13 protein-coding genes are annotated in these 14,277 nt (G+C 58.3%); 11 read left to right on the forward strand and 2 right to left on the reverse strand.

Annotated elements, in window-relative coordinates:
- The first annotated feature begins 99 nt into the window (after positions 1-99).
- The 9 genes from JNX03_RS05905 to JNX03_RS05945 all read left to right on the forward strand — a co-directional run bounded on the left by JNX03_RS05905 (position 100) and on the right by JNX03_RS05945 (position 10,347).
- Positions 100-1,143: a glycosyltransferase family 2 protein gene (locus JNX03_RS05905; RefSeq protein ID WP_203211481.1), complete on the forward strand. Its 1,044-nt coding sequence runs from the start codon at positions 100-102 to the stop codon at positions 1,141-1,143.
- On the forward strand, positions 1,140-1,775 hold the full coding sequence (locus JNX03_RS05910) for a sulfotransferase (protein WP_203211482.1): 636 nt from the start codon (positions 1,140-1,142) through the stop codon (positions 1,773-1,775). The genes JNX03_RS05905 and JNX03_RS05910 overlap by 4 nt, the downstream gene beginning before the upstream one ends.
- On the forward strand, positions 1,775-4,132 hold the full coding sequence (locus tag JNX03_RS05915; RefSeq protein ID WP_203211483.1) for a glycosyltransferase family 2 protein: 2,358 nt from the start codon (positions 1,775-1,777) through the stop codon (positions 4,130-4,132). The genes JNX03_RS05910 and JNX03_RS05915 overlap by 1 nt, the downstream gene beginning before the upstream one ends.
- 2 nt (positions 4,133-4,134) lie before the next feature.
- Positions 4,135-4,827 carry an FkbM family methyltransferase gene (locus JNX03_RS05920; protein WP_203211484.1) on the forward strand — a complete coding sequence of 231 codons (693 nt, stop codon included), beginning with the start codon at positions 4,135-4,137 and terminating at the stop codon, positions 4,825-4,827.
- A complete protein-coding gene (locus JNX03_RS05925; protein WP_203211485.1) occupies positions 4,828-5,871 on the forward strand; it encodes a glycosyltransferase family 2 protein in 1,044 nt (347 codons plus the stop codon).
- A gap of 108 nt (positions 5,872-5,979) precedes the next feature.
- Entirely contained in the window at positions 5,980-6,927 is a 948-nt protein-coding gene (locus JNX03_RS05930) for a phosphoadenosine phosphosulfate reductase (RefSeq protein ID WP_203211486.1), read from the forward strand.
- 33 nt (positions 6,928-6,960) lie between these two features.
- On the forward strand, positions 6,961-7,995 hold the full coding sequence (gene pyrC, locus JNX03_RS05935) for a dihydroorotase (protein WP_203211487.1): 1,035 nt from the start codon (positions 6,961-6,963) through the stop codon (positions 7,993-7,995).
- Between the two features lie 36 nt (positions 7,996-8,031).
- A complete protein-coding gene (locus JNX03_RS05940) occupies positions 8,032-8,709 on the forward strand; it encodes an orotate phosphoribosyltransferase (RefSeq protein ID WP_203211488.1) in 678 nt (225 codons plus the stop codon).
- 153 nt (positions 8,710-8,862) lie between these two features.
- On the forward strand, positions 8,863-10,347 hold the full coding sequence (locus tag JNX03_RS05945; RefSeq protein ID WP_203211489.1) for a replicative DNA helicase: 1,485 nt from the start codon (positions 8,863-8,865) through the stop codon (positions 10,345-10,347).
- Between the two features lie 50 nt (positions 10,348-10,397).
- Here the strand turns inward: JNX03_RS05945 and JNX03_RS05950 are convergent, their stop codons facing one another.
- Positions 10,398-11,723 carry an alpha/beta hydrolase family protein gene (locus JNX03_RS05950; RefSeq protein WP_203211490.1) on the reverse strand — a complete coding sequence of 442 codons (1,326 nt, stop codon included), beginning with the start codon at positions 11,721-11,723 and terminating at the stop codon, positions 10,398-10,400.
- An 83-nt stretch (positions 11,724-11,806) separates the two neighbouring features.
- Positions 11,807-12,538 carry a sterol desaturase family protein gene (locus JNX03_RS05955; protein ID WP_203211491.1) on the reverse strand — a complete coding sequence of 244 codons (732 nt, stop codon included), beginning with the start codon at positions 12,536-12,538 and terminating at the stop codon, positions 11,807-11,809.
- Between the two features lie 188 nt (positions 12,539-12,726).
- On the opposite strand from JNX03_RS05955, the gene alr reads away from it, so the two are divergent.
- On the forward strand, positions 12,727-13,761 hold the full coding sequence (gene alr / locus JNX03_RS05960) for an alanine racemase (RefSeq protein WP_203211492.1): 1,035 nt from the start codon (positions 12,727-12,729) through the stop codon (positions 13,759-13,761).
- Positions 13,762-13,802: 41 nt separating this feature from the next.
- The gene (locus JNX03_RS05965) at positions 13,803-14,258 is read left to right on the forward strand and encodes a paraquat-inducible protein A (protein WP_203211493.1); all 456 of its coding nucleotides are present in this window, start codon (positions 13,803-13,805) and stop codon (positions 14,256-14,258) included.
- Positions 14,259-14,277 lie beyond the last annotated feature (19 nt).

Below are 14,277 nucleotides of genomic sequence, written 5' to 3' on the forward strand. Positions count from 1 at the left end.
GAGGCGAATAATATGAGGTTTCGGGGCATCTCGCACCCGGCCCAGAGGCGGCTATGAGACAGAATATCTACATCCCCAATGCGGGCGGTGCGGCCTGATATGCGCATCACCGCTGTGACCTGTGTCAAGAACGAAGGCCCGTTCCTGCTGGAGTGGATCGCCTTTCACCGTGTGATCGGCGTGACCGATTTTCTGTTTTATTCCAACGATTGCACCGATGCGACCGACCGTTTGCTGGACCGGCTGGAGGATCACGGCATGGTCGCGCATCTGCCCAATCCGGCGACCAACCGCAATTACCAGATGCAAGCGCTGAAAAAGGCGCGAAAGCATCCCTTGATCCGCAATGCCGATTGGGTCTGGGTGGCGGATGTGGACGAATTTCTGAACATTCATGTGGGCGATCATACGATCCCCGCGCTGATCCATGCCTGCGGCAATCCGCAGGCAATCTCGGTCACGTTTCAGTTCTTTGCCAACGATGGTATAGAGACCTTTGAAGATGAGCCGGTGATCGCCCAATTTTTGCGCAGTCACAACCCTGACATCTGGTGCGCCGACACGGCGATTGAAGTCAAAAGCCTGGTACGTGGGGATTTCCCACTGGATTACTATGGTGCGCATCGTCCCTTCCATAATGAGGATGTGCCAAAGGAAGAGCGGCCAAGCTGGACCGATGGCGCGGGCCGTCCTGTGCCCGGCCCGTTCCGCCGCCGCGCCAACAAGCGCCGCATCCGCGCCTTTCCCGCCCATGGTGCCCGGCGATTTGCAACGTTGAACCATTATGCCCTACGCTCGCTCGACAGCTATCTGGTGAAGAACGACCGGGGCGATGTGAACCGCGAACACCGTGCCTTTGACGACAGCTATTGGCGCGAGCGCAACGATGGGGCGTTCTTTGATGACAGCATCTTGCGATACCGCGATGCGCTGACCGAAGAGATGAACCGCCTCAAAGCCCTCCCCGGCGTTGCGGACCTGCATGAGGAGGCAGTCGCCCTCCACCGCGCCAAACGCGACGAGTTGCTGTCCCAGGACAGTTACCGCGCCATGCAGGACCAATTGCGCAATGCCAGCCGTTATTGCGCTGCTGAGGCCGCAATCCGAGAAGAGATCGGAATGGACGAAGGGGCACAGCCATGAGCCGTTTGCGCATTGTCAATCTGGCCCTGCCCAAAACCGGCACCACCACCCTGACCGAGGCCTTGCGAGCCGCTGGTTTGACGGTCGCCGATTGGAAGATCCGCCCCGGCCAATCCACCCGCAATGACATTCCGCGTCAGCATCTGGGGAAAATAATCTATACCGATTATTTCGACAGCGGCGATCCATTGGCGCGGCTGGATGAGTTTGACGCCGTGAACGAAATGTCGGCCGTGCGCGAGGATCGGTCCTTGTGGCCGCAAACCGATTGGGGTCTGCTGAGCGCCATCCAGAAGCATCACCCCGGCGTCAAATTCGTACTGACGCGCCGCGATCCGGCCAAGGCAGCCAACAGTATGATGCGGTGGAACAATCTTGGCAAACGCCGACTGCCACAGGCCGATATTCCCGGCCTGCCGCGTGGCTTTGGCCAGAGCGAGACAGAACTTGCCCGATGGATGGAAGGACATTACGCCTTTTGTGACCGTGTCTTTCAGGGCTGCGACAATTTCCATGCCTATGATATCGAAGACAGCCAAGCGCCTGAAAAGCTTGCCGCCTATCTGGGCATCGAACTGCCGTGGTGGGGACAGGCCAATGTCGGCAAGGTCAAAGCGGAAGAGGCAAACTGATGCGTCTGACACTGCTGATCGGACCCAATGAGAAAGCCGCCGCGCGGTTTCGTGCGATGTTCAAACAAAAGGCGGCCGCACTGGAGAAACAGGGCATTTGGGTGCCGGAGTGGAACCATGTAAGGCTCTATGCCGCCTGCGCGGAAACAGGCGATGTGACCTCGCTGCGCCACAAACGCGGGATGGACAGCGCCTTGGTGCAGCAGACCATGGCGCATGAGTTTCAGACATTGTTTGACAAAGAACTGCCTGAAGCGCCAGTTGACCATGTGGTGTTCAGCGCGGCACAATTGGGGTCTCTGCTGACGAAACCATCGGAAATCAAACGTTTGCACGGCCTTTTGGCGCCCTATTTCGATGACATCCAAATCGTGGCTCATGTTGAGGAACAGGCGCGGGCCTTGGCGGCGCATTACATCACGGCGATTCTGGACGGGCGGCGGCATTCGTTGCAGCAAGAGCTTGATCTGGCGAAAGGCAGCAATTGGTGGGCCGGCGCATTGGCCTTGCGACAGGGGCCGGACACCTATGCGGGCCTCTTTGACGATGTACAACATCCGCCGCATTGGCTGGACTATGCCGCGCTGCTTGATCATTGGGAAACGGCCTTTGGCAAAGGCAAAATGCACCTGCGCCCGCTTGATCTGGCCGCTTTGAGGTCAGAAACCTGCACCGATGAATTGGTGAATATGCTGGGCCTCGGCGCAAACCTTGGCAAGATGGCAGAGGAGCGGGTGTTCCATCCCGAGCCTGCGGCCTCTCTCACCCGGATGCGGCAGTTCAACGAGGTATTGATCCGCCATGCGCAGGCCAAAGACATCATTGTGCCGCGTGACCTATGCCAGCAGATGCGGATGAGCCTGCGCGTGCCCGGCCCGCCCACCGCGCCCGGCAGCCTCTTTGCGGTCTCGGACCATTTTGCCAAAGACAATGCCAAGCTGATCAAGGCCTTTCCTGGTCTGGCTGGCGCGCTGACCCCTGATGCACCAACTGTGGCTTGGCAGGAGGCTGATCCCACCAATGGGTACCGCGCCACACAATACCTTGCCGCCTATGCCCACCAGATCCGCAAGAACAGCACCCCCGTCGCCGAAAAACGCGCCGAAGCGGCGGCGGCGAAAGAGGCCACTGCGAAATTCGATACGCTTTTATCAGATGATACCGCTGACGCAGATCAGCAGGCCAGCAATGCCCGTCTGCTCAATCGGGTCAAGCTGAACCACGAAATGATCCTGAACACGCAGTTCAGACCCCACAACAATCTGGGCGCGGTCAACGAAGAGGAACTGGCAGCCGCCTACACCATCGCCCCGCCCCGCAAATTGGCCCCCGGCAGCAGCGGCAATGTCATCGTCGGCTGCATGAAAAACGAAGCGCCCTATATCGTGGAATGGATCGCCTATCACCGCGCCATCGGGGTCGATAACTTCCTGATCTACACCAATGATTGCAGCGATGGCACGGACGAGGTTCTGGGCCGCTTGCAGGATATGGGCGTGATCCAGCACCGCAACAACGACAACTGGAAAGGCAATTCCCCGCAGCAATACGCGCTGAACCAAGCCCTGAAAGAGCCCGTCATCCAGAACGCGGAATGGATCATCCACATCGACGTGGACGAGTTCATGAACGTGCGCACCGGTAACGGGACTTTGGATGATCTCTTTGCCGCTGTGCCGGATGCCACAAATATCGCGATGACATGGCGGCTGTTCGGGCACAACGGGATCACCCAATTGAACGATGCCTTTGTGATTGATCAATTTGACGCCTGTGCGCCGAAATACTGCCCCAAGCCGCATACGGTCTGGGGGTTTAAAACGATGTTCCGCAACATCGGGGCCTATGCCAAAATTTCCTGCCACCGTCCCAACAAACTGGACGAAGGGTTTGAAAACAAAATCAAATGGGTAAACGGCTCCGGTCAGGATATGACCCGCGACGCCGCGCATAACGGCTGGCGGTCCTCAAAGAACAACATCGGTTACGACCTTTTGCAGCTGAACCATTATGCGCTGCGCTCTGCCGAGAGTTTCCTGATCAAACGGCAAAGAGGACGCGCGTTGCATGTGGATCGCTCGATCGGCATCAACTACTGGATTCGGATGGACTGGTCCGATTTCCGCGACATCACCATCAAACGCAACATTCCCCGTGTCCGCGCCGAATATGATGATTTGATGCGGGACGACATACTGCGCCAAGCCCATCAGGACGGTTTCGAATGGCACAAGGCCAAGGCAAGGGAATTGCACCAAATGCCGGAATTTCAGGATCTTTACCGCCAGGCGCTTGAGGTCAAGCTGAACGAAACCGAACGGGTGGCCTATGCCCTTTCGCTAGATATGGAGAGTTGAGCATGGACGGCCAAGCGACTGAAGACACAGGATTTGTCCGGTCTCGCGGGATGAAATTTCCCAAGCACCCCGAGATCATGCAGGGTAAAATTCGCCGGTTGTTGCGGTCTAATTCCTACGAGGCCAAAGAAACCGAAGCCGCCCTGCGTGTGGTGCGCGAGGGCGATGTGGTGGTCGAACTGGGCGGCGGTATCGGGTATATGTCCACGCTGGTGGCCACCAAACGCGCGATCAAATCGGTGCATGTATTTGAAGCCAATCCAAACCTGATCCCCTATATCCGCTCGGTCCACGTGGCCAATAACGTGACCAACGCCCATGTGACCAACGCCATCCTAGGTCCGCGCAAGGGATCGGTGGATTTTTATGTGCGCGAGCCAATGCTTGGCTCGTCCATGCAGGTGCTGGAGGGTGAGGTTGATCCACCCTCTGTAAAGGTGGACGTGCTGAATGCCAAAGCGACCTTCAAGGAGATCGGCGCAACCGTCCTGATCTGCGATATCGAGGGGGCCGAGGTCGATCTGATCCCGCAATTGGATCTGACCGGTCTCAGGGCCGCGATCATCGAAACCCATCCACAGTGGATCGGCCCAGAGGGCATCAACAAGGTCTTCCGCGCCTTTATGGATGCCGGTCTGGCCTATTACCATCGCGGCTCGCATGGCAAGGTTCTGGCCTTTCGGACGGATTGGTAAGTGACCCACCTCGCCATCCTCTGCGTCAAGAACGAAGGCGCGTTTCTGCTGGAATGGCTGGCCCATCACCGTGCCTGCGGGTTTGACGATTTTATTGTCTTTTCAAATGACTGCAGCGACGGCACCGATCAAATTCTGGACCGGTTGCAAGACATTGGCTGGCTGACCCATCATCGCAATGATGGCCCCTACGACAGTGGCGGCATTCAGTTTACCGCGCTCAAACAAGCGTCCAAGCTGGATGCGGTCAAGCGGGCCGAATGGATTTTGCCGCTGGACGTGGACGAATTTGTGAACATTCACTGCGGCGATCACACGTTGGCCGCGCTGCACACCGCCCTGCCCGAGGCAACGGCGATCACGCTGACATGGCGGCTGTTTGGCAATGGCGGCATTGCCCGCTACGCAGATGTGCCCGTGACAGAGACCTTCACCCGGTGTGCCCCCAAGGTCATGCCTTGGCCGTGGCGGGCGGCGATGTTCAAAACGCTGTATCGCAATGACGGGATCTACCGCAAACCCGGCGTGCACCGGCCCCGTGATCCAGACAAAACCCGCCTGAGCGAGGCGCAATGGTTTGACGGGCGCGGAGAGGCTTTGGATGACAGCTTCCGCACCAAGGGGATCTTTTCCGATTTCCGGCAGGACAACACACCTCTGGTGCAGTTGAACCATTACCCCCTTGGCGCGATGGAAAGCTATATTCTCAAGGCTGACCGTGGCCGCGCCGTACATGCCGAGGACCGCTTGGGCATGGACTATTGGGTCGAACGGAATTTCAACACCGACACGGACACTTCCATTTCCGCATTGGCCCCCCGGCGCGACGCCCTACAGGCGGAATTGCACGCCGATCCCGTGCTGGGAGAGCTGCACCAACAGGCCGTGCAATGGCGCAAAGACCGCTTTGACGCGCTGATGCTGGACGAGCCGAACCGCGCCCTTTTTGGCCGTTTGGCGATGACGCCAGCCTCTGAACCGGTCCTTTCTGAAACCGCTAGTTTCCTTATGTCTTATGGGCGAATGGCGCAAAACCGCCACTAAACCTCACTGTTTTCACACGCATTTTCCGCAATTTCGCCGCATTGAGCCGGTAAATCCTCATACAAATGCGCACAAAATAAGCGCGGATATGCTATTGAGGACGTGGCAATGACAAACGAGACGCCCACACTTCAGACGTCACTGGTAGACCTGCCTCGGCGGGACTGGCTTGGTGCAATCGAAAGCATTTGTGAAAACGAAGGTTTCTACGAACCTTTGGGCCGACGCCACTTTGCCGCCTATGTTGAAAAAGGCGATACATTGGTGGTCTCCTTCGAGACCATTCAAGGCATTCACGCCCTGTCCGACTATGGCCAACCTCTGGCCTGGGACATGGCCCGCAACCACAATTGGTCCAGCCTCAGCATTATCAGCCATGGCGACACATGGTTTCGCGACAACAAGGTTTACGGTTTTTTCGACCGCCTGATCGACGAAGGCGTGTTTGACGAATTTGAGACCATCCTGTTTTATGGCGCCGGTCCCTGCGGCTATGCCGCCGCCGCCTTTTCGGTGGCTGCCCCCGGCGCCCGTGTGGTGGCGATCCAGCCGCAGGCCACGCTGGACCCGCGCGTCACCGAATGGGACAACCGCTTTACCGAGATGCGGATCATCGATTTTACTTCCCGCTATGGCTATGCCCCCGATATGCTGGATGCGGCCGAGCAGGCCTATGTGATGTATGACCCGCGTGAACAGCTTGATGCCGTTCACGCCGCACTTTTCACCCGTCCCAATGTGCGCAAACTTCGGATGCCCTATATGGGCGGCGCCTTGCAGACAGATCTGCTGGAGATGGAACAATGGGAGGCGCTGCTGTGCGCTGCAGCGGATGACCGGCTGACCGTGCGCCGCTTTGCCAAGATGTACCGCGCCCGCCGCGACTACCGCCCCTACCTGCGCAATCTGATGAAACACCTCGAAGCCGAGGAACGTATTCCGATGCTTCTCGCGCTGTGCCGCAATGTAACAAGCCGCATGAACGCCCGCAAATTCGCCAACAAGCTGCGCGAATATGACGAAGAACCAGAGCAGAAAGCAGCAGAACAAGGCTAGGATTGGCAAACGCTCTGTGCTAGCGGAAGCGCCATGACACAGAGCCTGACACTCCGCCGCCCCGATGACTGGCATTTGCACCTGCGCGATGGCGATATGCTGCGCGCCGTGCTGCCCCATACCGCCAATCACTTTGCCCGCGCCATCATCATGCCCAATCTGGTGCCGCCGGTTGTGACCGGTGCTGACGCCGCCGCTTACCGCGAGCGCATCATGGCCGCATTGCCCGAGGGCAGTGATTTTGAGCCGTTAATGACACTCTACCTGACCGAAGATACAGATCCCGAAGATCTGGCCGCCGCCCATGCCAGTGGGCTGGTGAAAGCGGTCAAGTTATACCCCGCAGGCGCAACAACCAATTCCGCCAGCGGTGTCAGCGACTTTAACAAAGTTGCAAAAGTTCTTGAAAAAATGGCTGAAATCGGATTGCCGCTTTGCACCCATGGCGAAGTGACCGACAGCGACGTGGACATCTTTGACCGCGAGGCGGTGTTCATCGACCGGGTGCTGGACCCCATCCGCAAGGACCATCCGGCGCTGCGCGTCATCATGGAACATATCACCACAAAAGACGCCGCTGATTATGTGCGCAGTGCCGATCAGAACCTCGCGGCAACAATCACGACGCACCATCTGGTGATCAACCGCAATCATATCCTCGCCGGGGGTATCAAGCCGCATTACTACTGCCTGCCCGTGGCCAAACGCGAAACCCACCGTCTTGCCCTTCGGGCCGCCGCCACATCCGGCGATCCACGGTTTTTCCTTGGGACCGACAGCGCCCCGCACACCGACGCCAACAAGCTGCTGCCTTGCGGATGCGCGGGCTGTTTCACTGCGCCCAACACCATGTCGATCCTTGCCGAAGTGTTTGAACAAGAAGGCAAACTTGATCAGCTTGAGGCTTTCGCATCGCTGAACGGGCCTGCCTATTACGGCCTGCCAGCGAACGAGGACCAGATCACCTTGATCCGCGAAACGCCCAGCTTTCCTGTGCAGATAGACACGCCCGATGGCCCCGTCACCGTCTTTGATCCCGATATGCCGCTGCACTGGCGTGTTGCTTAAATTTCAATCCCAGCCTGCCACCAAAGGACCGCCTGCATGATCCCTTCCAGCTACCCCACCGCCGAAGAAATGGCCCGCCTCACCGCACGGATGCTGCTTGAGATCAAGGCGGTGCATTTCAACGCCGATGAACCATTCACCCTGGCCTCCGGCCTGCCCAGCCCCACCTATATCGACTGCCGCAAGCTGATCAGCTATCCGCGCATTCGCAGCACCTTGATGGATTTTCTCACCGTCACCGTGATGCGCAACGCAGGTTTTGAAGCCTTTGACAACATTGCGGGCGGCGAGACCGCAGGTATTCCCTTTGCCGCCATGGTCGCCGAACGTATGGCGCTGCCGATGACCTATGTGCGCAAGAAGCCCAAAGGATATGGCCGCAATGCCCGGATCGAAGGCGCGATGAGCGAAGGTGAACGTGTGCTGCTGGTCGAAGATCTGACCACCGACGGCGGATCAAAGCTGAGCTTTGTGGACGCCATCCGCGAGACCGGCGCGACCTGCGCCCATACGGCGGTGATCTTTTATTACGGTATCTTCCCGCAGACCGAAAAGACCCTTGGCGATCACGGCGTGGCCCTGCACAGCCTGTGCACATGGTGGGACGTTCTGGCCGAAGCCAAGGCGCAGGGCGCGTTTGACGAAAGCACCCTGTCCGAAGTTGAGGCGTTCTTGAACGCACCAAAAGAATGGCAGGACGCCCGAAAAGTCTAACGGCCGCAAACCCACAATATGTTGACGTCGCATGCCCTTTCGGGGCAAGATGAAGTGTGCGCAAAGCCTTCCACAACTTATCCACATAAACATACAATTTGCGCCGATCCGCGCCTCTGTCTATGACAGAAGCGGGACAGACAGGGTGAGATAATGAACGAAATAACATCGCTGAACGCGAACCAGATCGCTGTGCAGGCCCCTGAAACAATGCCGCATTCCATCGAGGCTGAACAACAGCTTCTGGGTGCAATACTGACCAATAACGACATTTATGATCGTGTTGCCTCGATCATCACGGCCAAGCATTTTTACGATCCGGTTCATGCCCGCATTTTCGACATTGCGGCCGCCCGCATCGCCAAGAACAACCTTGCCTCGCCCGTGACTCTCAAAGCCTTCATGGAAGATGACGAAGGCCTCAAGGAATTGGGCGGTCCGGCCTATCTGGCCCGTCTGGCCGGCGCTGCGATCTCTGCCTTTGCGGTGCGCGACTATGCCCAGATGATCTATGATCTGGCGGTCCGCCGCGACCTGATCCAACTGGGCCGGGACATATCGGCCAAGGCCGCGCAGGTCGATGTCAAATCAGAGCCACGCGAGCAAATCGTCGAGGCCGAGCAACAGCTTTACAAACTGGCTGAGCAAGGCCAGACCGAAAGCGGTTTTCAAAGCTTTCTCAAGGCGGTAACCGATGCTGTTAATGTTGCCAACGCCGCTTATCAACGCGAAGGCGGGCTTGCAGGGCTGTCCACCAAACTGAACGATCTGGACAACAAGCTGGGTGGCTTGCACAAATCGGACCTTTTGATCCTCGCCGGTCGTCCGTCGATGGGCAAAACCTCGCTTGCGACCAACATCGCCTTCAACATTGCCAAGGCCTATCGCCGTGGCACGCGCCCCGACGGCACCGAGGGGGCTGTCGATGGCGGCGTGGTAGGGTTCTTTTCCCTAGAGATGAGCGCCGAGCAGCTCGCGGGCAGGATTTTGGCGGAAGCGTCGGAAATCTCCAGCCACAAAATCAGGCAAGGCGACATGGACGAAACCGAATTCCGCCGGTTCGTCAACGCCGCCAAGGAACTGGAGGCCTGCCCGCTTTTCATTGATGACACCGCTGCCATTCCGATTGCGCAGCTTTCTGCGCGGGCGCGGCGGCTCAAGCGGACGCACGGTCTGGATCTGCTGATCGTGGACTATTTGCAGTTGGTGCGCGGCACGGCTGAAAACCGGGTGCAGGAAATTGGCGAAATTTCCATGGGTCTCAAGGCCATCGCCAAGGAACTGGATATTCCGGTGATCGCCCTGTCACAGCTGTCGCGTCAGGTGGAAAGCCGCGAAGACAAGCGCCCGCAACTGTCAGACCTGCGCGAATCCGGCTCCATCGAACAGGATGCGGACGTGGTGATGTTCGTGTTCCGCGAAGAATACTACGTCGAGCGGGAAAAGCCCGGCGAAGAACGTCTTGACGAGATGGCCGAATGGCAAGAACGCATGGCCCGCCTGCACGCCAAGGCCGAGGTGATCATTGGCAAGCAGCGCCACGGTCCAATTGGCACGGTTGAGCTGAGCTTTGAAAGCGAGTTCACCCGCTTTGGCAATCTTGCAAAGCCTTGGCAGCAAAACCCGGAAGGGTTTTGAGGTCAGGATAACGGTATGAAACGGCGGGCTGATGGGCCCGCCGTTCTTGCTTATTGAGCGGCCTTTTTGACCTCGTATTTCAGACCCTTGGCCGTGCCCTTGGCAAAACCTTTCCAATAGCTGTGGTCTTCCTTGGCCGTGCCGTCTTCGTTCATCGACCACACGCCCGCGTTTGAATCCTCGGTCAGCTCAAGATAGACGGCTTTTTCGGCATCGCCTTTCAGATGGGAATCCAGCCACGCGGTTACAAAATGCTGTGCAATGTTGTTCATCCGCGCCGAATCCCAGACCGGATCGGTGTAGTGCTCCGAGATGTCAAAGCCTTTGCTTTCGTTGAAGTAATAGCTTTCCTTTGGCGCAGGCATCGGGGCACCGGAGTTGTGGCCGCCATTGACATAGGTCAGCAAGGCGCGGTCCACATTGCTGGCGTTGTCCCAGATGGCCCGCACACCGTTTTCATAAAGCGAAACATCGTCCTGCGATCCGGCGATGAACAGCATCGGGATTTGTATCCCCGCCAGTCCATCGGCATCCCAAAACCCGGTGTTCATACCCCAGGGGCCAAAGGCCACGGCGGTCTTGATCCGTGCGTCAGGCAGCGCGTTATGGGTCTCGCTGCCCGCTTGGTGGATGCCAAGCGTTCCGTGCGGCCCGCCCCAAGGATACCCAACCGAGGCTTCAGTCACACCGCCACCTGCGGTGATGATTGCGCCGTAACCGCCCATGGAATAACCGATCAAACCGGTGTTGCCTGCATCGTATAGCCCGGCAAAATCACCGCCCTCCGTCGCCATCTGCGCCATTTCCTCAAGCACGAACAACTGGTCCAGCGAGCGGTTCACAAGCGTAGAGCCAAACGCCGCCTGCGTCCGGTAGGTGCTGTCCGTATGGTCGATCGAGGCCACGACATAGCCCTTCGACGCGATGTTCTCCGCCAGATGGGACAGCAGGAAACGGTTGCCCGGATAGCCATGGCTGATCAACACCAGCGGATAAGCCGTGTCTGTTTGCGCAGGTGCGGCATCGCGCACGGCGCGGCCCGTCAGTGTCACTTCGGTTGTGCCATCGCGCAGAAACGCCTTGAGCGTGGTGTCGCCGCTGGCCCCTGCGGCTGCGGGATACCACATCTCGACCGTCAAGGGCCGGTCATAGCGCGGCCAAGCGTCCGGCTTGGGTGCGGCAGGGTCGATGGCCAGAATATTGATCTGGTCCGCATTGACCATCTCAAGCTGGCGCACGCCCACGGGCATCTCGCCATAGGCGGCCAGTTCCGGTGCGCTTGGCAATTGTGTATCTATGGGGTTTTCGGCCAATGCGGCGCTCCCGATCAGGCTGGCGCTGGCCGCAAGGGCCGCCAATGATGTTGATCTGTTCATGATGTCCTCCCTTTATCCGGATCAGCTTAGAGTGCGGCAGGGACAGGGCAAGAAATGCTTTGGTGACGTTGCGGCGTTTCGGCCTAGCCCGACACACGCGCCGCCTGCGTTATTTCCGCCGTGCTTAGCCCGTATTTGTCCGCAAAACGGGCCCGCGCGGCGACAAGGCGCGGATCATCCGGTGACATACCAAGAGTGCGGATGAACTCCATCCGCTGTTGCGATTTGAGCGCCTCGCGGTCGATATCGGTGCCCATGGCGCGGTCAATGATCTCGCCGCCAGGGCTGACATGGAACCATTTGCCGAAGTCGCGGAAATGATGTTGATTGTGCAGCCGGGTCACATGCCGCTCAACTGCGGTTTTGGGCAGGTTCAGATGGGCGGTCATATGGAACCACTCATAAACCATAAACATCAAAACCCCGCCCGCAGGCACAATCGCGACCGCGATCCAGATGGCATCCGCCGCCCCAAAGAGCGCGGCAATCCCCCAGACCGCAAGGAAATTAAACGCCAGCATCGGCAGCGCAACCCAGATCGGCACAAAGAACAACCCGTGATTGGTTGGGAAATCGTGATGGCCGTAATGCGCCTGATAGAGCAGATCAAATGCCCATTGGCGGCGCGGCGGATCCAGGTGAAAGACATGGCGGTGCAGGTTGTATTCGTTCAACAATTGCGCCCCGATGCCCAGCGGCACCAGCAACCACACCCAAGCTGGCCCGGCGAAAATCATCGCAACAAAGGCCAGCCCGCAGGCCAGCGCCATTATCCAGATCGCGGGATGTTTGAACATGATCGACAGTCGCAACATGGGTCTGATGCCCCCTTTCAAGGCAAGTGTGCTTTGACGGCCCTTGGTTTGTAAAGCGTGGCGCGCGCAAGCTGACGCGAGGTCGACTTGCATAACCCTTGCGCGAATTTGTTGCGCTGATCCGGCGGGTTCAGCAAATCTGCCCGTCATCGCTTGACGCATCGCAGGTTTTGAGCCAGCAGAAGCCCATGACAACTGCACATCTCACCATCGACCTTTCTGCCATTGCAACCAACTGGCAAGCCCTGAACCGCCTCACAGATTGCGCCACCGCAGCCGTGATCAAGGCGGATGCCTATGGTCTTGGCATCGAACAGGTTGGCCCTGCCCTTGCCGCCGCGGGCGCACGGCAGTTCTTTGTCGCCGCCGCGGAAGAAGGCGCTGCGCTGCGCCACGTGCTTGGCCCCGGCCCGGAGATCCTGATCCTGTCTGGCCACATGGATGGCGACGCACAGCTGTTGCAGCAAGCCGATCTGGTGCCGATGATCAACTCGGTGGATCAATTGCTGATGCAAGTCGAGGCCCTGCCTGGGCACCATTTCGGCGTGCAACTGGACAGCGGCATGAACCGGCTGGGGATGGAGCCCGCCGAATGGGCCGCCCTGCGCGACATTGCAGAGGCACAGGATTTGCGGCTGGTGATGTCGCATCTGGCCTGCGCGGATGAACCGGACCACCCGATGAATGCCGCGCAATTGGCCAGCTTCAAGGAAATGGTTCAAGGGGTTGAGGCACCTTTGTCGCTGGCGGCCACGGGCGGTATCCTGCTGGGCCGGAATTATCATTTTGATCTGACCCGCCCCGGTGTTGGCCTATATGGCGGCCTGCCCTTTGTAGATGCTGCCCCTGTCGTGACGCTTGATCTGCCGGTTATTCAAATCCGAGACGTGGAGCCGGGCGAAACTGTGGGTTATGGCAATACATTTGTTGCGCAGCGGCCAACCCGCATTGCGACCGTTGCCGCAGGTTATGCCGACGGGCTGATCCGCGCCATGGGCGGAAGCGCGACTGTTACCTGCGAGGGACAAAAATTGCCTGTGGTGGGGCGTGTTTCTATGGACATGTTGACCATCGACGTTACTGCGCTGGATCACGCACCAGCGCAATTGCAACTGCTTGGGCAACATCAATCCGTTGATACGGTTGCCGGTTTCGCCGGAACCATCGGGTATGAAATCCTGACCTCGCTTGGGGCGCGGTACAATCGTACCTATATCGGATAACATCACGGGTGCGGCCACAGTGCCAAAGGGTTTGTTCTGCCATGGCACTATTAAAATTCCTCAACCTGTCCTTGCTGGTCCTTTACCCCATTGCATGGACGGCCCCTTTGATGCGGGCAGGCCTGCTGCCGCTGTTTTCGCTGAGTGAAATTTCGGTTCTGACGGGTCTGCAATCACTTTGGGCATCCGACATTTTTCTGGCGCTTCTGGTGACGGTGTTTGCTCTTTTTGCACCATATCTCAAGACGATAGGCCTCGCGCTTGTGCAGTTTGGATGGCTCAGTGAGCGCAGCCTGCCCGCGTTGCACGTGCTGGGAAAACTGGCGATGGCCGATGTGTTCCTGATCGCGCTTTATATCACGCTCACCAAAGGCATCGGGCTGGGCCGGATTGAAACCGCATGGGGGCTCTATCTGTTCACGGCCTGCATTCTGGCATCGCTGCTGATCTCCTGGCGCACCCAGAACCTGTTGGCAAAACCTCACCCTAAAGTGTGATCCATGCTGCCCCTGCGGT

The sequence above is a fragment of the Sulfitobacter mediterraneus genome (genome assembly GCF_016801775.1).
Lineage (GTDB): Bacteria > Pseudomonadota > Alphaproteobacteria > Rhodobacterales > Rhodobacteraceae > Sulfitobacter > Sulfitobacter mediterraneus_A.